This is a genomic window from Thalassospira xianhensis MCCC 1A02616 (genome assembly GCF_003326475.1).
GTDB lineage: Bacteria > Pseudomonadota > Alphaproteobacteria > Rhodospirillales > Thalassospiraceae > Thalassospira > Thalassospira xianhensis.
Genome location: NZ_JPWA01000030.1, coordinates 42,611 through 59,315, shown reverse-complemented (window position 1 = coordinate 59,315; position 16,705 = coordinate 42,611). Strand labels below are relative to the sequence as shown.

The following is a 16,705-nucleotide window of genomic DNA, read 5'->3' as shown; positions in this document are numbered from 1 at the left end:
GGACGGCCCCCGCTGCCCCGAACGACGCTCGCTCTCGGTTGCCCCAAAACGCACCTCACCCCAAGGGCCACAGCGTTGCCGAATGGCAGGCACACAAATCCCGCCATCGATGACCGGCCTTTCGGCATGTCCGACGCACCATCGGCCCGCTGACAACCGATCCTGCCAGCCGACCCCGTGCCGATCCAATCCGGGCGCAATTCGGGCCCGCTGATTCTCGGCATTGTCACGCTTCACTGACCGGACTGGCCCCGAACTGGACCCGGACTGGACTGAGCTGGACCTAACCAGCTTCACCTCGCCCCGGCTATCCCAGCCCCGAACAAACGCCCTTGCCCCAAGGACACATTTCTCCCGTCATGATAAACACCCGTTTTTCGCAAATATCCGACGGCCTCACGGCCCAAACGCACCACCACCGTAATGGCTTTTCCATGTGCCAGTGATGCTCCTCTGGCGACGCCGCCCCCGCCATTTCATCCCGTCAGATCGCTGCTCTGTCATCGTCTCATTCCTGTTTTGCCGCCCGAAACGCAAAAAACCCGCAAAAGCGGATCACGCTTTGGGGGTTTTGTCTCCGGACCCATTTGTCCTGTAGACTTTATCTTTATGACACAACCAAAAGAACAAATCAAGAACTTTTTTCAAAAAAGCCGGAAAAAGTTCCCGGTCGATGCGCTGCGTGACCGAAAAGGTATATTTATCAATATCCTGAGGCAGCATTGAATGCTGCCTTTCTGTTTTCATGAACGGTTTGCGATCAAACTACGCTGCGTGATCGAAGGGCTGCGGCCAGCGTGCCGTCATCAAGGTAATCAAGTTCGCCGCCAACCGGGACCCCGTGCGCCAGGCGTGTAACCTTGACCCCGGTTTCAATCAGCCGTTCGGTAATGTAATGTGCGGTGGTCTGGCCATCGACCGTGGCATTGGTCGCAAGGATTACTTCGGTTACGGCTTCGTCGCGTGCCCGTTCGATCAACTGATCAATGCGCAGATCATCCGGCCCGACCCCGTCAAGCGGCGACAATGTCCCGCCCAGAACATGATATTGCCCCTTGAACGCCCCGGCACGTTCCAGCGCCCAAAGATCCTGAACTTCCTCGACCACGCAAATCGCGTCGCGGGTGCGATTGCGGTCGGCACAGATATGGCACGGATCGACAACATCAATATTGCCGCAAATGCCGCAATTGGTCATGGCGTTGGCGGTTTCTTCAAGCGCGTGGGATAACGGGATCATCAGAGTTTCGGGCTTTTTGAGCATCTGCAAAACCGCACGCCGTGCCGACCGTGGCCCAAACCCTGGCAGCCGTGACAGAAGCTTGATCAGATTTTCGATTTCCCGTCCGTTCATGATGGTCCCGTCTTGCGGTTGATCTTTTGATTGGTGTCTCTGATAGCTTGTATCAAAAACAAAGGGCGGCGCAATGCCACCCTTTGTTTTATGCGGCATAGCCGCAACTTGCTATCGGGTTTGCCACTCAGAACGGAAGTTTGAAACCTTCTGGCAGGTTCAGCCCGCCGGTGACATCTTTCATTTTGTCCTGAACGGCGGCTTCGACCTTCACCTTGGCGTCGTTATAGGCCGCGACGATCAGGTCTTCGAGGACTTCGGTGTCTTCGGGATCGACAATGCTTTTGTCGAGTTTCAGGCCACGCATCTCGCCCTTGCCGTTTAGCATGACCTTGACCATGCCTGCCCCGGACTGGCCTTCGATTTCAAGTGCAACAAGTCCTTCCTGCATTTCCTGCATTTTGGACTGCATTTGCTGGGCCTGTTTCAGCATCCCTGCAAGGTTCTTCATAGCTCGTCGTCTCCTTCGAGATAAAACGCATCATCGTAAACGGAACCGCTTTCGTCCCCTTCGCCTTCGGTTTCTTCCTGTCCCGGTGGCAGGTGGACGGCAACGATTTTTGCCTTGGGTAATCCGTCAAGGATCGCCTTGACCAGCGGATCAAGCGATGCATCCGCCTTGCGCTGTTCAAGGTCCTCGAGTTCCTGTTCCTTAAGTGTCGGCGCACCTTCTTCGCGTTCCGAAACACTGACCAACCAGCGATGACCGGTCAGATTGTTCAGGGTTTTGATAAGCTGGCTCGACAAATCCGCACGCGCTCCGCGCGCCGGACGGAATTCAATGCGACCCGGTTCGTATTTCACCAGATGCATATAATTTTTAAGCTGGATCGCAAGTGCGGTTGTTTCCCGCTCTTTCGACAGCAATTCGGCGACTTCGGCAAAGGTTTCGGGCAGCTTGGCATAAGCCTGCTGCGGGGCCTGCTCGGGTTCACCCAGCGGATCAGGGCGGGCATGGGCAACCGCGGCACCGCCACCATTAACCACCTGCATGCGCGGTCCCGGTCCGCCACCACCATTGCCGCCACCACCGCCTTGCGGGGCATGACCGGATTTGTTCAGATCATTGCGCAGTTTCTTGATCAGATCGCCCGGGGGGGGCATTTCCGCGGCATAAGCCAGCCGGATCAGGATCATTTCGGCGGCCTGTATCGGACTTGGTGCAATGCGGGTTTCTTCAAGCCCTTTAAGCAGCATCTGCCATGCACGAGTTAGCTGCGGCATGGCAAGTTTGGCGGCGATTTCCTTGCCGCGGTCACGTTCTATCTGCGATACGCCGGGATCATTTGCCGCCTCGGGCGACAGTTTCACACGTGTCAGCCAGTGGGTCAGATCAAGCATATCCTGCAACATTACGGCAGGATCGCCGCCTAGTGCATATTGTGCACCCAGCAATTCCAGCGCTTCGTTGATCTCGCCCTTCATGGTCTGATCAAACAGATCAAAAATCCGCGACCTGTCGGACAGGCCCAGCATGTCGCGGACCTGCTGGGTGGTGACTTTGCCCGCCCCATGCGAAATCGCCTGATCCAGAAGGCTCATGCCGTCACGAACCGACCCGTCAGCGGCGCGCGCAATTAGCGCAAGCGCCTCGTCCTCGATATCGGCATGTTCAAGGTCGGCGATGCGTTTGTAATGGGCGGCCAGTTCATCGGTCTGAACCCGGCGCAAATCAAAACGCTGGCAACGCGAAAGAACCGTAATCGGAATTTTGCGGATTTCTGTGGTCGCAAAGATGAATTTCACATGCTCTGGCGGTTCTTCCAGCGTTTTCAAAAGCGCGTTAAACGCACTTTTCGATAGCATGTGCACTTCGTCGATGATGTAAATTTTGTAGCGGGCCGATGTCGGGCGATAACGAACGCCTTCGATCAGTTCGCGAATATCGTCAACACCGGTACGTGACGCGGCATCCATTTCCAGAACGTCGACATGACGGTCTTCGGCAATCGCGCGGCAATGTTCGCAAACACCGCATGGCTCGATGGTGGCATTGCCTTTGCCATCCGGTCCGATGCAGTTCAGCGCACGCGCAATAATACGGGCGGTGGTGGTTTTACCGATCCCGCGTACCCCGGTCAGAACAAAGGCATGCGCCAGACGTCCGCTTTCAAGCGCGTTTGACAGCGTCTTGACCATCGGCCCGTGGCCGATCAGCTCGTCAAAGGTTTTCGGGCGATATTTGCGGGCAAGAACCTGATATTCGCTTTTGGGCGCTTCTTCGGTCTTTGGCGCAGTCACAGATGCGGGTGCCGCTGCAGCGGGTTCCTGTTCCATATTAAGCTCTGGCGCCTCAGCCTCGGGCGTTTCTGGTGCTGACGTTTCGGTGCTGTCGATCTGATCCGTCATTCATCCGGTCCGGCATGTTTCAATGTGCTTTGGTTTTAGCAGCTTCGCCCCCGCATGGGAAAGACCAAGTGGGAAATTTCCCACACAAAATTCCATTGCAGGCAGGATGCTGCAAAGCATGGCGGAAACGTGTGATTTTGGGGGATGCAAAGGGTGAGAGACTGAACCGCGACCCGGAAAAACTCGTTACGGCTGCTACCTTCCGGTCCTGACCGGGTTGGCGAGCGGTCCGTCCACGGCCAGCCTCTCGCCCCCTATATCGCGCAAGGAACCGTAAAACGCAAGGCCCGGCTTTGATTTTTTCATAAATCGCGTGATCGTGGCTTTGACGGCGGGTTTGGTCGCGCTAATGTCGATGCCTGTCACCTGAATATGCTGACCCACCATATTGAATTACGGGACTCGACCCCGGCTCTGGTGGATCCAACCAAGGAATTGCCCCGAAATGGACAGGCTGTTTTACGAAGCAACAGATCTGGATCGCGATGCCCGGTTGCGCACCCGGGAAAACTGGCGTGAACTGCTGCTGGCCGAAGAAACTATCAGAATCATGATTTGCCATGGCGGTGATCCGCTTTTTGCCTGGCCCGAAGACATGAACGAGCATGAACTGGTCGTTGTGGGGGGCCCGGCATTGCCGCATCTTGATCTCGAAATCGAACGGGCAAACTGGATCTATATCGGTCGACAGGGCGGCGAGGCGGTCATCGCGATTGATATCGAACCGGTTATTTCCGACCGTGATGATGCCATTCGTCGGCTTGGCGGCGGTTTTGGCGATATGCGAAGCCGCATGGCCGCTCTTTCTGAAGACGAAGCCGCCCTGGCCGCCCAAGCTCGTGCCATTTTCAACTGGCACCAGAAACACCGTTTTTGTGGTGTCTGTGGTCATCCCAACCACGTTATGGAAGCTGGTTACCGCCTGCAATGCAGCAATTCGGCTTGTGGCACACCGCATTTTCCACGAACTGATCCTGCGGTGATCATGCTGATCCATCACAATGACCATGTCTTGTTGGCACGTTCTCCGCAATTCCTCCCCGGTACCGTTTCCGTGCTTGCCGGGTTTGTCGAACCGGGTGAAACGCTTGAACAGGCCGTTGCGCGCGAGGTGTTCGAAGAAGTCGGGATACGCATCAAACGTGCACGCTATATTGCATCTCAACCATGGCCTTTCCCCGGGTCCTTGATGCTTGGCTTTATCGCCGAGGCAGAAACGACCGACATCGTCGCTGATGAAAAGGAAATTGAATTTGCGATGTGGGTGCATCGTGACGAAGTTGCCGCTCTACCGGAAAAAGGCATCAATCTTCCCCGTCCCATTTCTATTGCGCGTTACCTTCTGGAAAACTGGTGCGAAGGACGCATATAGAGAAGTATTCACCGTACTGTGATGGTCTGGAATGCCATTGCAGCCCGGTCAATAACCGGATGGGAGAAAGGATCAGTCTTCGGATGAAGCGAATGTTTCGGTGGTTTGGCAGTCTGATGGGATCGGCATGGTTGGCGATTGCCTTTTCAGCAGATGCCAAAGCAAAGGATCCGATAAATGTCAGGGTAGGCAGCTATGAATATGGCGTTGTCTATTTTTTTGAAGGCGATAAACCAGCCGGATTTGCGCCCGAACTGATCGCGGCTCTGAACGCGATCCAATCAACGTATTTTTTCGAACTTGTCGAAACGTCATCGCGCCGTCGATACAGCGATCTGGCTGCAGGCGCGTTCGATATGGTTCTGCTCGAAAGTTCCGATTGGGAATGGGACGATCAGAATGTTGTGTTTTCCGATCCGATCGTGACGGAACATGACCTGTATGTCGCACGGCGAAGGGACATTCCAGGGCCAAGCTGGTTCGACGAGGTAACCTCGCGCAATATTCTGTGCGTGCTGGGTTTCCATTACGGATTTTCCGGCTTCAATTCCAACCCGGATTATCTTCGCGACAATTTCAATGTTTCGTTGCTTTACAACGAACAGCAGGTACTGGAAGAATTGCTGTCTGGTTCTGGCGATGTTGGTATCGTTTCCGCAGGATTTCTTGCCCGAACCTTTCAGGCGCAGCCTGAACTGTCCGAACAGGTATTCATCGGGCCGAAACCCGATTCAAGCTATGATCTGGTTTCTGTGATGTCAGAAAAATCAGTGATCCCGGTCAAGGAATTCAACGATCTGATTCGCGTTTTACACACCAAGGGGAATATCGCGAACAACTGGCGCGATTTGCATCAGAACCTTTCCAAACCTTGATCTTTCCGCGGTGAATTTCATGATGTTCAGTCTAGCGGCGGAATGCGCGCGATAACATTGCGCCGCAGACTTTCAGGTCGTTCACGCCATGGTACGATACCGTCATTTGTCCCGGCATATCGACGGCCGAGTTCGCAAAGATCATCGATCATGCCGGTATCAAGATTGCCATAAACATATCCCCATTTACCCGGCCCGCTAAGCGCAACTGAGCAGCCCGATTTGCAATTGGTCAGGCATTCGACGGCTCTGATATCAAATGGCATATCTTGCTTAGCGCAGCTTTCGACCATTTTATCAAAAAGCTCTCTGCCATGCCGGGGATCGGTAGCTCCCTTGGCCGAGGATGACGTGCAGGTCGTGCAGATACTCAGGCGTGATTTGGTGGTCATGGCATCCAATAGTTAAGGCGTTTACGGGACGCGCATCCAAACAGTTTGCCCGTTGTCCGGTCAAGTCATCTTGTTATGCCTAACGATCCTGAAGGCCTCTGCCTTCCATAATACGAGGCACACATTTCTCGATTCGGGATGTACGCGTGGCCGATTGTTTGGCACCGGAAAAATGAAGGTTGTATCCCCGTTGCCGACCCGGTGTCAGCGCATTGAAAGCACGTTCGAGATCGGGATTTTCGGCAAATTTTTTCAGAAGCTCTGCCGGAAGTTCAAGCTTGTTCTTTTCGCTGAACTCGATCTTGAGTCCCGATTTCTCCACTTCGATTGCTGCCTTTATGTAGGCCTTCAGAATGTTTTCTTTGGCAGTGATTTCCGGAGCCGAAGCGAAATGAATGCGGCGCATGGCCTGCGAATTTTCGCCCGGTTTGGCAAGGATATCCTCTGGATCATCCATCAGTGCACCCTTGAAAAATCCAAGCGCACAATCATCCTTCATCCCGTAAATCATCAGGATATTGCTGCTCTTGAACGTATAGCAAAGGTTGCCCCATTTGACGTCTTCGGTCAGGCCACATTCAAGAATGATTGCTCGTAGGGCTTTGCGTTCTTCGTGCCACTTCTCCTGCGCCAGAAGCACATCGACCTTTGCGGCCAAACTTGTCATTTATTGAAACTCCGGCGGACGTTTTTTCTCTATCCCCTATTCAATCAGCCGGTTGCGCGGATGGTCAAGTTATCATCATTGATATATTCGCTCACAAAACTCTGGATCGTTGCGGCAAGCTGCCGATCCACAAGCGGATGCGACGCATCTGACAGCATCAGTGCTACCCCGACCGCGGGTAATGGCGGGAAACCGTCGCGACTTTCAAGAATCTGAAACTCGTCCGTGACACTTGCCGCGGCAAGTGCTGCTACACCAAGTCCGTCACGCACCAGATGCAATAACGATGCCGCCTGTCTGGTCGTTGCAAACAGAGTAAAAGGACGATCCGCCTTTGAAATGGCATCAATCGCCCAAGCATGAAATTTGCAATCTTCGGCAGGCAGAACAAGCGATAGCGGGTTCGCCAGATGTTGTTTGTGGATCGGCGACGAAACCCAGACACCGGGTTCATGACGCAAGAAATATCCCTCTTCGCCTTTTTCTGATCGGCTGATAATGGATATATCAAGTTCACCCTGATCAAGCATCCGGTGGAGCAATATTGTCGGATTGACGGAAATAAAGAATTTGGCATCGGGATGGGCCATGCGTATCGCGCGCAGTACCACCGGCAGGATTTTCTGGGTGTAATCATCGGGGCATCCGATCCGGATCGGGCGGCTGCTATCCTGCCCGCGCATCTTTCCCATGGCTTCGTCCTGCAGCGACAGCATACGCCTTGCATATCCGACAAAAGTGATGCCATCCGCCGTCAATAGAACATTGCGGCCTTCCCGTTCAAACAGTGTACTGCCAACAATATCTTCCAGTCGTTTCATCTGCATGGAAAAGGCCGATGGGGTGCGACCTATCCGGTCTGCTGCACGATTGAAACTGCCGCATTCGGCAAACGCAACAAAACTTCGAAGCAGATCGGAATCCATGAAACATCCTTTGATCAGAAATAATGATCAATAAATTTGAACTGTCTGGTCAAAACTATTCGATTGTTTGCCAGTCGGCCAGCGCCAATTATCGGCGCTGGCAATTATCGGCGCTGGCCGGCCATTGCTGTTTGCAAGTGCCAAAGGAATACTGAAATGATCCTTCATGATTTTCTCCCTTCGGGAAACGGTTACAAAATCCGTTTGCTTTTAACCCTTCTTGGCAAATCGTTTGATCTGGTCGAGCATGACATCACCAAGGGTGAAACCCGCACGCCCGAATTTCTGTCGCGGATCAATGCCAATGGCAAAATCCCTGCGTTGGAATTCGACCATGGCCGGGTTCTGGTCGAAAGCAATGCGATTCTGATCCACCTTGCCGAGGGAACACCCTATTTGCCGACCGATGTGTGGGAACGCACCGAGGTCATGCAATGGCTATTCTTTGAACAATATGATCACGAACCGACGATTGCCGTTTTAAGGTCATGGGTCGGGATCAAGGGCATGCCAGAACATGCCGACATTTTTGTGCCGATGAAGCGCGCGGGCGCGAAAAAGGCGCTCGATCTTATGGAAAAACGCCTGTCGGGTCATAACTGGCTGGTGGGGGATGCGTTGACCATCGCCGATATATCCCTTTACGCCTACACCCACGTTGCCGAGGAGGGTGACATCGATCTGTCGATCTATCCTGGCATCCTGGCATGGCTTGACCGTATCGCGGCCCTGCCGGGATATGTTCCGATCACATGGAAACCCTGACTCCACTCGCTTAATAAAAAAAACAGCCGCCCCGTCATCGGAAGGCATATTGGGGCATCCTTATCGGGGCGGCTGCAAGAACCGATGCGCGATCCAGGTAGCGCATCGGCGAAAAGGAAAAGATGGTTAGGTGTCCCTATGCCGACCTTAAAATCCGGTCGGGCAATAACGGATCGGTTGCGGCGGCTGAATGGCGTGCCTGAAAACTGTTGAAAGCGGCATTGATATTCGGGACTGCCGCCAGAATTTCCGGTCCGCCGGGCATTGCTTTCAGATAGTGGATCATCGGCATGATCAGCATATCGGGGATGGTGAAACGCGGGCCGAACAACCAGCCGCCAGCATAATGCGGATCAAGAACCTTGAGGTCTCCTGCAATCAGTTCTCCCATGCGGCTCATGCGTATGGCAAAGCCGGGATCGTTGCGCTGTTCTTCATCGGCAAAGACCATCGGAATGACAAATTGCCGCAGGATATGGGGATCAAGCCGGGTAAGCGCGACACTGATCCATTGTTCCATATGCGCGACCTTGTCCTGACGCACGGGGCGTAACAATGGTCCGTCAAAGACATCGTCAATATACCGGCAGATCGCGGCTGTTTCGTATAGCACCAGACTGTCATGTACCAAAACTGGCACCTTGCCAAACGGGTTGAAGCGTAGCAATTCAGGCGTAGGGGATGAGCCGGGGGTTTGAATGCCCTTGGTGCGAAACTCGAACGAAATCTCTTTCTCGATACAGGCAATACGGACGGTGCGCGACAGGCTGCTGCGCGGCATGCCGTAAATAATCACCTCGGACATCGCAAAATCCTTTGCATCAGTGATACGCGCATGAAACCGAAACAGGGCTTTGATGCGCGAAACTTGCCAACAGGATTGCGGACTACATAATATGTTCAAGAACATATTATAAAAATGTGTGAGCCTTGTTTCCAGCCACACTAATCGGAGCCAAAGCATGCCTTACAGTCCGGACCACAAGCCAAAGACGCGGCAAAAAATCATCCGCTCGGCGGCCAAGCTTTTCAAAACGGTCGGCTATGAAAATGTTACCATTGATCAGGTGATGGCTGATGCCGGGCTCACGCGCGGCGGGTTTTATGCCCATTTCAAAAACAAGGAAGACCTGTTTGTCGCTACAGTCGAAAGCGGCATCGATCTTCTTGGTGAACCGATCCTGTCACGCTTGCGCAAGGCCGAAAAATTCGGACTTGATTGGACCACCACCTTTGCCGAGCTTTATCTGTCAAATCAGCATCTGCATCACCCCGGCAAGGGTTGTGCATTACCAACGCTTTCAACCGAAGTTGCCCGTTCAGGCGAGCGGGCACAGAAGGCTTTTTCCAAGGTTATCCGCGGGGCATGCGGCAAGCTTGCCGCGAAACTGGCCCTTGAGGAACGGGGCATGGCACCGATGACCCGCGAAGAAGCCAATGCCTGGTTTGAAAGTCCGCCACTTGATGAAATCGGTAAGGAACACCGCATCAATGCAACCGCGATGCTGTCGATGATGGTTGGTGCAATGGTGCTTGGCAGGGCTGTTGATGACAAAACGGCCGAGCTGATCCTGAACTCCGTGCGAAAAACCGTGCCGCGGCTCAAATCACCACAAGAAAGCGTGGGGAATGCTGCGCGCCAATCCGCTGAAAGCCCTATCTAACGATCGATCAGCGTTTCATCGCAAGTGGGGCGATCTGGCCTTGGCGTTGGGCGATCATTTTTTGTTCCGCGATTGCGCCGGCTTCGTCGGTCAGGAAGGTGAAAATTCCGAACCGGCGGCCTTGGGTGACCGGCATTGCTTCATGCAGCAGCGAACAGGAAAAGATCACGGCACCTCCGGCAGGTGGTGCATAAAGGCTGCGGCCATATTCCGGAAACCGGACCTGCCCGCCTTCATATGTGATCGGGTTCAGGTTTAGCGACACGGCAAATCGCCGATGGGCTGTAAAGGCCGTGCGGTTATCCCGATGGCGGCCAAAATGTCCCTGATCGGCCGCGTCATAACACCCGATCCGCAGGGCTTCCATGCTGGCCGTTCTGAACTGGAAGGCCTTGAACAGTTCCGGAATGACCCGTCCGACAAGTCTACTTTTGACTTTCTCAAACAGCACTTCATCCAAAAGGACGACATCGTTGCGCTTCTTGATATCGGATTTTGTCGTGCTGCTGTTTTCAACACCCTTGGAAACACCATCGGCCCGCTTTTCTCCGGCTTCCCAATAGGAAATCAGTTCCTGACAAAGTTCCGGTTCGAGAATGTCATGCAGCAGCATTACCGGAGCCTGACGATTGACCAGATCGGGTTGGCTTCCGGCGTGGATAGCTTTACAAACTTCAACGCCTTTATCCATGTCCGCCTGCGGTGCGTTGAACACCAGCCGATGGTTGGGATCTATCAGAAGTATTGATGGATCAGTTACCCCAAAAAGCTTTCTGACAGCGTTTTCCGAGTCATAAAGTTCGATGGCTTTGGTATTTGATTTGATGCTTTTCTTGGGGCTCTTTTTCCCACCTATGATCAGGAAAGTCAGCACCTCGCAATCCGATACCTGATCCAGAAACCGATCCATTTCCTGTCGGGTATCTTTGGTCGGTTTGTCATCAAGCAGCCAAAGGGCAAGTGTATTGCCGGCAATCAACTGATCGGTCAGGTCTACGGGCTGTCCTGCTGAATTAAGCAGGGAAATTTTCGGGACGATGTCACCTTTGACAATCCGGGTTGAATGGATTGCCGCCTTTTGTGTCCCCGCCATTTTCCTGCTCCCCCGACCAGTTGTAATGCGTTTTGTTTTAATCAGACTTTTGCAAAGTACCCTGAAAGAACATCGGCGTAAATCACGACCAGATTTTTGATGTCATCGACCATCGCGTGTTCATCGACCTTGTGCATACTTTGACCGACCAGACCGAATTCGGCGACTTCGCAATATTTGTGGATAAAGCGGGCATCCGATGTACCCCCCGTGGTACTCATATCCGGTCGATGGCCTGTAACCTTTTCCGAAGCATCGGAAATCAGGGCTGCAAGCTTGCCCGGCTCGGACACAAATGCCTCGCCGGAAATCTTGACTTTAAGGTCATGGGCACCGGCATGTGCAGCACAGGTTTCACGGATCCATTTTTCCAGATCGACGCCCTGATGCAGGTCGTTGAAACGGATATTAAATGCAGCACTCACCTTCGACGGCACCACGTTGGTCGCAGGGTTTCCGGCATCAATGGTGGTGACTTCCAGATTGCTTGGCTGGAAATGCGGGGTGCCCTGATCGAGTTCGTGCGCGGTCAGGGCATTGAGGACCTTTAACATGCGCGGTACAGGGTTATCGGCCAGATGTGGATAGGCAACGTGCCCCTGCGCGCCATAAATCGTCAGCCACCCCGTAATGGAGCCGCGGCGACCGACTTTCATCATTTCGCCGAGATATGTCGGATTTGTCGGCTCGCCGAGAAGGCAGACATCAAGTTTCTCGCCATGCTTGTCACACCAGTCCAGCAGCTTGATCGTGCCGTTCACCGCATCGGCTTCTTCGTCACCGGTGATCAGGAAGCTGATGCTTTCGTCAAAATCAGGATGGGCCGCCAAAAAAGCATCAACCGACTCAACGAAACAGGCAATGTTGGTTTTCATATCAACCGCGCCGCGCCCAAACAGACGGCCATCCTTTATCTCGCCGCCAAACGGATCAACCGTCCATGCCGCGGCATCGCCTGCCGGAACTACATCGGTATGCCCCGCGAAGCAGAAATTGCGTCCTTTGGTGCCCAACCGGGCATAAAGGTTGTCGATGCTATCCCAGCCGTCTTCGTGAAATACCTTGCGTTTGCAGTCAAAGCCGCGTGCTTCAAGGGCAGCCTGCAACACATCAAGGGCACCGGCATCCGCAGGTGTGACGGACGGGCAGCGGATCAGGGACTGGGCAAGGTCAAGGGCGGCAGACATTTGATATTCTCTTGGCTTCGTGATGATGGACGAGGATTTGCATCCCACTATCAATGCTTTATCTGAAACACTGGGCGAGTAAAAAAGGGCGAAACGGTATTCCGCTTCGCCCCTTATAGATCATTGGCAAATCGGGTGACAGAAATCAGTCACGCAGCAATTCGTTGATCGAAGTTTTCGAACGGGTTTTTTCATCCACACGCTTGATGATAACCGCGCAATACAGGCTCGGCCCCGGTTTGCCATCGGGCAACGGTTTGCCCGGAATGCTGCCCGGAACCACAACCGAATAGGCTGGAACACGACCGACAAAGGTCTCGCCGGTGGTGCGGTCGATGATCTTGGTCGACGCGCCGATGAAGACACCCATGGAAATGACGGCCCCTTCTTCGACGATCACACCTTCGACGATTTCCGAACGCGCCCCGATAAAGGCGTTGTCTTCGATGATGACCGGGCCAGCCTGAAGCGGTTCAAGGACGCCACCAATACCGGCACCACCGGAAAGGTGAACGTTTTTACCGATCTGTGCGCACGATCCAACCGTGGCCCAGGTATCGACCATGACACCGGTATCAACATAGGCGCCCAGGTTCACAAAGGACGGCATCAAAACGGTGCCCGGTGCGACATAGGCCGAACGGCGCACGATGCTGCCCGGTACGGCGCGGAAACCGGCATTTTTGAATTCGGCTTCGCCCCACCCTTCGAATTTCGACGGGACCTTATCCCACCAGTTCGTGTTTTCGCCGGGGCCACCGGAAATGGTGGTCATGTCATTGAGACGGAAGGACAGAAGAACCGCCTTCTTGGCCCACTGATTGACAACCCACTTGCCATCGGTTTTTTCAGCGACACGTAGTTTACCGCTATCAAGTGCGGCAAGCGTCTGGTCGACGGCCTTGCGGATTTCACCCTGGGTGGCAGAGCTGATTTCGTCGCGGTTTTCCCAAGCGACGTTGATCACGCCTTCAAGTTCTGTTCTGTCCATTTTCAGAAGTCCTTGCGGTCAGCTTTAATTTCATGTCGGGCGGAGAATGGTCAAAGCCTGTGGTGAAGTCAACTCCGCCAGTTTACGTAGGGGTTCCCTGATCCTGACCCGCGAAAGAATTACCCGATCAGGAAGGCAAGCTCAATCTTGGAACCATGACAAATTTGCCAGGAAGCGGTTTTATACCGGACTGTTGGCCAGTTCGCGCAAGAAATGCACCAGATTGTCTGTGTGGTGATCAATCCGGGGATCGTCGTGCCCGGCCTGCGCCCATTCCTCGTCCGTATGGACCCAGACGGTGGTCATGCCCATATCTTTTGCCGGAAGCAGGTTTTTGGCCATGTCCTCGAAATAGATCGCACGCGTCGGATCAATTGCATCGCGTGCGAGCAACCGGTCATAAGGCTGGCGTTCGGGTTTGGGGATATAGTCGGCATCGACGATGTCAAAGATGGTTTCGAAATGGCTGGCAATGCCAAGGCGATCCATCACCCGTTCGGCATGCCCGCGCGATGCGTTGGTGAAGATCACCTTGCGGCATGGCAGCGCATCCAAAGCAGCCGCCAGTTCCGGCGCAGGATCCATCACGGACAGATCAATATTGTGAACCTTGCTAAGGTAATCCGCCGGATCAATGTCATGTTCGGTCATCAGACCGCGCAGCGTCGTGCCATAGCGATGAAAATAGCTTTTCTGGATCACATAGGCCTCGTCCGCCGGAAGCCGTAATGTATCACGCACATATTGCCCGATTAGATTCGATACCTGCGAAAACAGGTCACATGCCGAGGGATAGAGCGTGTTGTCGAGATCAAAGATCAGGACATTGTCCGGCGCAATACGCGGAATGACAGCAGTGGCAGAAACGATCGAGGGCATGTTGAAGCATTCCGGTTATGGGCGATGGTGGCACAAAGCAACGCGGCGTTTACGACGTTCTTTATTATGGGATTACATCCGGTTTGCAAAGGTGCCGACGTTGATTTCGCAGTGCAGCATTGTAGGCATGCGGTTTTTGCAACAATTTCAGGCTCGAATAATTTGGGGTAGGGGTTTAAAAAGCGCAGCCTGAACAAAGATATAGTCAATCTGTGTTTGGAACCGGGCGGTGCCAGGGGAATGTTCCGAATTTCGGCGCGTTACGCACCCGGAAATGTATTCGCGAAGTTCGAAATCTGTCGGTGCTGTAAAGGCGTTATTAAGGGTGCCATGCAGATGATAGGCGAATTCGTCTTTGCGGATGATGTGACTTCCTGAATTGGGGGCAGGAAGGCGCAAGGATTTCGAGGCAGCGCAAGAGGACCCTTTGGAAAAGCTTCTCAAAAGTCGAACGACGGCACTTCGGAACGAACGTAACCGTTTCGCTGCACTTGCGTTTGTGTGGGGGGATCTTCTGCTTGAACTGGATGACGATCTGAGGATCGTGTTCGCATCCGGTGCGGCAGATGGAATGATTGGCCGGTCGGCAGCCGATCTCGAGGGCCATACCCTACAATCTGTACTGGCCCCGCAATTCAGGCCGCTGGTTCAGGAAATGTTGTATGTGGCGCGCCGTCGTGGCCGGATGGACAATATTCAGGTGCGGTTTATTCGCCCGGATGAACAGTTAAGCGCCCCGGTTTCCATGAGCGGCTATTTCCTGCCTGATCTTGGCGATCATTTCTTTGTTGCCTTGCGTGTTGCGATCAATACGCTACCCCATGATGTGGCGCGATCAATCAGGCGCGATGAGGCAACAGGACTGATGGACGAGGAAAGCCTATCCCGGGTGGTGACCGAACGCCTGATGGCGCAACGCGAAACCGGTGCAGAACACAAATTTACCCTGATGACATTGAATGCCTTTGATCCGCTTTGCAAACGCATGGAGCAGATCGAACGTGATGAAATGCTGGCCAGTATCGGTGCATTTCTGCGCGCGCATTCCGTCGCCGGAGACACGGCCGGCCGTCTTAATGGCAATCAGTTTGGTATGCTGCACAGGCCGGACGTGCCGGTTGGCGAACTTGAAAACCGGATTGCCGACTGTGCACGCGATGCCGATCCGTCGGGTAAGGGTGTGGATATTTCGACGTCTGTTACCGATTTTACCGCCGAGATGATTCCGCCGGGCGATCTGGCGCGCGGGGTGCTTTATTCGATCCGCCGGTTCTGCGACCGGCAGGAGCACGGATTCACGTTTTCCCGGCTGATCGGACAGGCACCAAATCTGGTGAATGATACATTTTCGGCCATGCGCGATTTTGGAATGCGGGTCGATCGGCTGAAATTCGATGCGGTTTATCAGCCGATTGTGCGATTGCCATCTGCGGAAATTCACCATTTCGAGGTTCTTGCACGTTTTTATGATGACGAAGGCAAGCTGATTCCGACGGATCGTCTGATCACTTTTGCCGAACAGGTCAATATGATCCACAGGCTGGATCTGGCTATGATGCGCCGGACGCTGAAATGGATACGCAATCAACTGGAAGAGGGTATTGATGCCCGTGTTGCGGTCAACGTTTCGGGTCACAGTATTGAAAATCCGGATTTTTGCCGGTCGGTAATTGCGTTGTTTGAACGCAACCGCGATACGATGGGGCAGCTGATGATCGAGATTACCGAAACGGCTGAAATCACCGACATCGATACGGCTTCTACCTGGATCACACGTTTCCGGGATTTCGGAGTTGAGATTTGTCTGGATGATTTTGGTACGGGGGCATCGAATTTCCGGTATCTCAGCGCGCTGGATGTCGACTATGTCAAGATTGACGGAGAATCAATCCGCCAGTCCCTGAAGTCATCCAAAGGTCGTGCGTTCATGAAATCGCTGGTCGATCTGTGTCATGAATTGAAGGTCGAGGTCGTGGCGGAAATGATCGAAACCGATGCGATGCGTGAAATGGTGACAAAGGTCGGTTTCGACTATGCGCAAGGGTATCTTTTTGGCAAACCCGAAAAGGATATCACGCTTTACTGGCGCAACATTCACGATCCCAAACGCCATTAGACACAGCCCGATAGTCACTGCAAAGGTCGCCACAACGGCGGCCTTTTTTGTAAACTCAAATAATTCCGTCTGACT

At 53.6% G+C, this 16,705-nt stretch carries 18 protein-coding genes and 1 other RNA gene; 5 read left to right on the top strand and 14 right to left on the bottom strand.

The genetic code is table 11. From position 1 onward, the window contains the following. From TH5_RS25915 to ffs, 5 genes are all read right to left on the bottom strand, one after another. Window positions 1-237: hypothetical protein (locus TH5_RS25915; RefSeq protein WP_208638493.1), on the bottom strand; the 237-nt coding region annotated here is incomplete at its 3' end. 523 nt (window positions 238-760) lie between these two features. Beyond that, window positions 761-1,354 (bottom strand): recombination mediator RecR, encoded by a 594-nt coding sequence (gene recR / locus TH5_RS19580; RefSeq protein ID WP_114123278.1) that lies wholly within the window; start codon window positions 1,352-1,354, stop codon window positions 761-763. 127 nt (window positions 1,355-1,481) lie between these two features. Beyond that, window positions 1,482-1,805: a YbaB/EbfC family nucleoid-associated protein gene (locus tag TH5_RS19575; protein WP_007091823.1), complete on the bottom strand. Its 324-nt coding sequence runs from the start codon at window positions 1,803-1,805 to the stop codon at window positions 1,482-1,484. Next, complete coding sequence (locus TH5_RS19570) at window positions 1,802-3,703, bottom strand: DNA polymerase III subunit gamma/tau (RefSeq protein WP_114123269.1); 1,902 nt, start codon at window positions 3,701-3,703, stop codon at window positions 1,802-1,804. Before TH5_RS19570 ends, TH5_RS19575 begins: the two co-directional genes overlap by 4 nt. Window positions 3,704-3,856: 153 nt before the next feature. After that, window positions 3,857-3,951, bottom strand: an RNA gene (gene ffs / locus TH5_RS19565) — signal recognition particle sRNA small type. A gap of 197 nt (window positions 3,952-4,148) precedes the next feature. On the opposite strand from ffs, the gene nudC reads away from it, so the two are divergent. Together nudC and TH5_RS19555 are read left to right on the top strand one after the other, a co-directional pair. Further along, window positions 4,149-5,075: an NAD(+) diphosphatase gene (nudC, locus tag TH5_RS19560; RefSeq protein ID WP_114123268.1), complete on the top strand. Its 927-nt coding sequence runs from the start codon at window positions 4,149-4,151 to the stop codon at window positions 5,073-5,075. 83 nt (window positions 5,076-5,158) lie between these two features. Further along, window positions 5,159-5,950, top strand: a complete 792-nt coding sequence (locus TH5_RS19555; protein ID WP_167443602.1) for a substrate-binding periplasmic protein — start codon at window positions 5,159-5,161, stop codon at window positions 5,948-5,950. A gap of 26 nt (window positions 5,951-5,976) precedes the next feature. On the opposite strand, the gene TH5_RS19550 is transcribed toward TH5_RS19555, so the two are convergent. The 4 genes from TH5_RS19550 to TH5_RS25665 form a co-directional block, all read right to left on the bottom strand. Then, a complete protein-coding gene (locus tag TH5_RS19550) occupies window positions 5,977-6,342 on the bottom strand; it encodes a DUF1636 family protein (RefSeq protein ID WP_114123277.1) in 366 nt (121 codons plus the stop codon). Window positions 6,343-6,421: 79 nt separating this feature from the next. Further along, window positions 6,422-7,009 carry a YdeI/OmpD-associated family protein gene (locus TH5_RS19545; protein WP_114123266.1) on the bottom strand — a complete coding sequence of 196 codons (588 nt, stop codon included), beginning with the start codon at window positions 7,007-7,009 and terminating at the stop codon, window positions 6,422-6,424. Window positions 7,010-7,053: 44 nt separating this feature from the next. Continuing rightward, window positions 7,054-7,935, bottom strand: coding sequence for a LysR family transcriptional regulator (locus TH5_RS19540; protein WP_114123265.1), 882 nt, complete (start codon window positions 7,933-7,935; stop codon window positions 7,054-7,056). A gap of 27 nt (window positions 7,936-7,962) precedes the next feature. Then, window positions 7,963-8,103: a hypothetical protein gene (locus tag TH5_RS25665; RefSeq protein WP_167443601.1), complete on the bottom strand. Its 141-nt coding sequence runs from the start codon at window positions 8,101-8,103 to the stop codon at window positions 7,963-7,965. On the opposite strand from TH5_RS25665, the gene TH5_RS19535 reads away from it, so the two are divergent. Further along, the gene (locus TH5_RS19535; protein WP_114123264.1) at window positions 8,092-8,700 is read left to right on the top strand and encodes a glutathione S-transferase family protein; all 609 of its coding nucleotides are present in this window, start codon (window positions 8,092-8,094) and stop codon (window positions 8,698-8,700) included. The two genes, TH5_RS25665 and TH5_RS19535, sit on opposite strands and share 12 nt — an antisense overlap. A gap of 136 nt (window positions 8,701-8,836) precedes the next feature. On the opposite strand, the gene TH5_RS19530 is transcribed toward TH5_RS19535, so the two are convergent. Further along, on the bottom strand, window positions 8,837-9,505 hold the full coding sequence (locus TH5_RS19530; protein ID WP_114123276.1) for a glutathione S-transferase family protein: 669 nt from the start codon (window positions 9,503-9,505) through the stop codon (window positions 8,837-8,839). Between the two features lie 157 nt (window positions 9,506-9,662). Here TH5_RS19530 and TH5_RS19525 point away from each other — a divergent pair, with 157 nt between their 5' ends. Further along, a complete protein-coding gene (locus tag TH5_RS19525) occupies window positions 9,663-10,364 on the top strand; it encodes a TetR/AcrR family transcriptional regulator (protein ID WP_114123263.1) in 702 nt (233 codons plus the stop codon). 7 nt (window positions 10,365-10,371) lie between these two features. Here TH5_RS19525 and TH5_RS19520 read toward each other — a convergent pair whose 3' ends face one another. The 4 genes from TH5_RS19520 to TH5_RS19505 form a co-directional block, all read right to left on the bottom strand. Then, a complete protein-coding gene (locus tag TH5_RS19520) occupies window positions 10,372-11,457 on the bottom strand; it encodes a 2OG-Fe(II) oxygenase family protein (RefSeq protein ID WP_114123262.1) in 1,086 nt (361 codons plus the stop codon). A 41-nt stretch (window positions 11,458-11,498) separates the two neighbouring features. Beyond that, complete coding sequence (dapE, locus tag TH5_RS19515) at window positions 11,499-12,644, bottom strand: succinyl-diaminopimelate desuccinylase (protein WP_114123261.1); 1,146 nt, start codon at window positions 12,642-12,644, stop codon at window positions 11,499-11,501. A 145-nt stretch (window positions 12,645-12,789) separates the two neighbouring features. Continuing rightward, on the bottom strand, window positions 12,790-13,635 hold the full coding sequence (dapD, locus tag TH5_RS19510) for a 2,3,4,5-tetrahydropyridine-2,6-dicarboxylate N-succinyltransferase (protein WP_062952251.1): 846 nt from the start codon (window positions 13,633-13,635) through the stop codon (window positions 12,790-12,792). Between the two features lie 180 nt (window positions 13,636-13,815). Then, window positions 13,816-14,514 (bottom strand): pyrimidine 5'-nucleotidase, encoded by a 699-nt coding sequence (locus TH5_RS19505; protein ID WP_114123260.1) that lies wholly within the window; start codon window positions 14,512-14,514, stop codon window positions 13,816-13,818. Window positions 14,515-14,941: 427 nt separating this feature from the next. Between TH5_RS19505 and TH5_RS19495 the strand changes: the two genes are divergently transcribed. Next, complete coding sequence (locus tag TH5_RS19495; RefSeq protein ID WP_114123258.1) at window positions 14,942-16,630, top strand: EAL domain-containing protein; 1,689 nt, start codon at window positions 14,942-14,944, stop codon at window positions 16,628-16,630. Window positions 16,631-16,705: the final 75 nt, after the last annotated feature.

Excerpts from the sequence above, each read along its gene's own strand:
- TH5_RS19545 (WP_114123266.1), bottom strand. The coding sequence starts at position 7,009 with ATGACAAGTTTGGCCGCAAAGGTCGATGTGCTTCTGGCGCAGGAGAAG.
- recR (WP_114123278.1), bottom strand. The coding sequence starts at position 1,354 with ATGAACGGACGGGAAATCGAAAATCTGATCAAGCTTCTGTCACGGCTG.
- TH5_RS19535 (WP_114123264.1), top strand. The coding sequence starts at position 8,092 with ATGATCCTTCATGATTTTCTCCCTTCGGGAAACGGTTACAAAATCCGT.
- TH5_RS19555 (WP_167443602.1), top strand. The coding sequence starts at position 5,159 with ATGAAGCGAATGTTTCGGTGGTTTGGCAGTCTGATGGGATCGGCATGG.
- TH5_RS19520 (WP_114123262.1), bottom strand. The coding sequence starts at position 11,457 with ATGGCGGGGACACAAAAGGCGGCAATCCATTCAACCCGGATTGTCAAA.
- TH5_RS19505 (WP_114123260.1), bottom strand. The coding sequence starts at position 14,514 with ATGCCCTCGATCGTTTCTGCCACTGCTGTCATTCCGCGTATTGCGCCG.
- dapD (WP_062952251.1), bottom strand. The coding sequence starts at position 13,635 with ATGGACAGAACAGAACTTGAAGGCGTGATCAACGTCGCTTGGGAAAAC.
- TH5_RS19525 (WP_114123263.1), top strand. The coding sequence starts at position 9,663 with ATGCCTTACAGTCCGGACCACAAGCCAAAGACGCGGCAAAAAATCATC.
- TH5_RS19570 (WP_114123269.1), bottom strand. The coding sequence starts at position 3,703 with ATGACGGATCAGATCGACAGCACCGAAACGTCAGCACCAGAAACGCCC.
- TH5_RS19575 (WP_007091823.1), bottom strand. The coding sequence starts at position 1,805 with ATGAAGAACCTTGCAGGGATGCTGAAACAGGCCCAGCAAATGCAGTCC.
- dapE (WP_114123261.1), bottom strand. The coding sequence starts at position 12,644 with ATGTCTGCCGCCCTTGACCTTGCCCAGTCCCTGATCCGCTGCCCGTCC.
- TH5_RS25665 (WP_167443601.1), bottom strand. The coding sequence starts at position 8,103 with ATGAAGGATCATTTCAGTATTCCTTTGGCACTTGCAAACAGCAATGGC.
- TH5_RS19530 (WP_114123276.1), bottom strand. The coding sequence starts at position 9,505 with ATGTCCGAGGTGATTATTTACGGCATGCCGCGCAGCAGCCTGTCGCGC.
- nudC (WP_114123268.1), top strand. The coding sequence starts at position 4,149 with ATGGACAGGCTGTTTTACGAAGCAACAGATCTGGATCGCGATGCCCGG.
- TH5_RS19540 (WP_114123265.1), bottom strand. The coding sequence starts at position 7,935 with ATGGATTCCGATCTGCTTCGAAGTTTTGTTGCGTTTGCCGAATGCGGC.
- TH5_RS19550 (WP_114123277.1), bottom strand. The coding sequence starts at position 6,342 with ATGACCACCAAATCACGCCTGAGTATCTGCACGACCTGCACGTCATCC.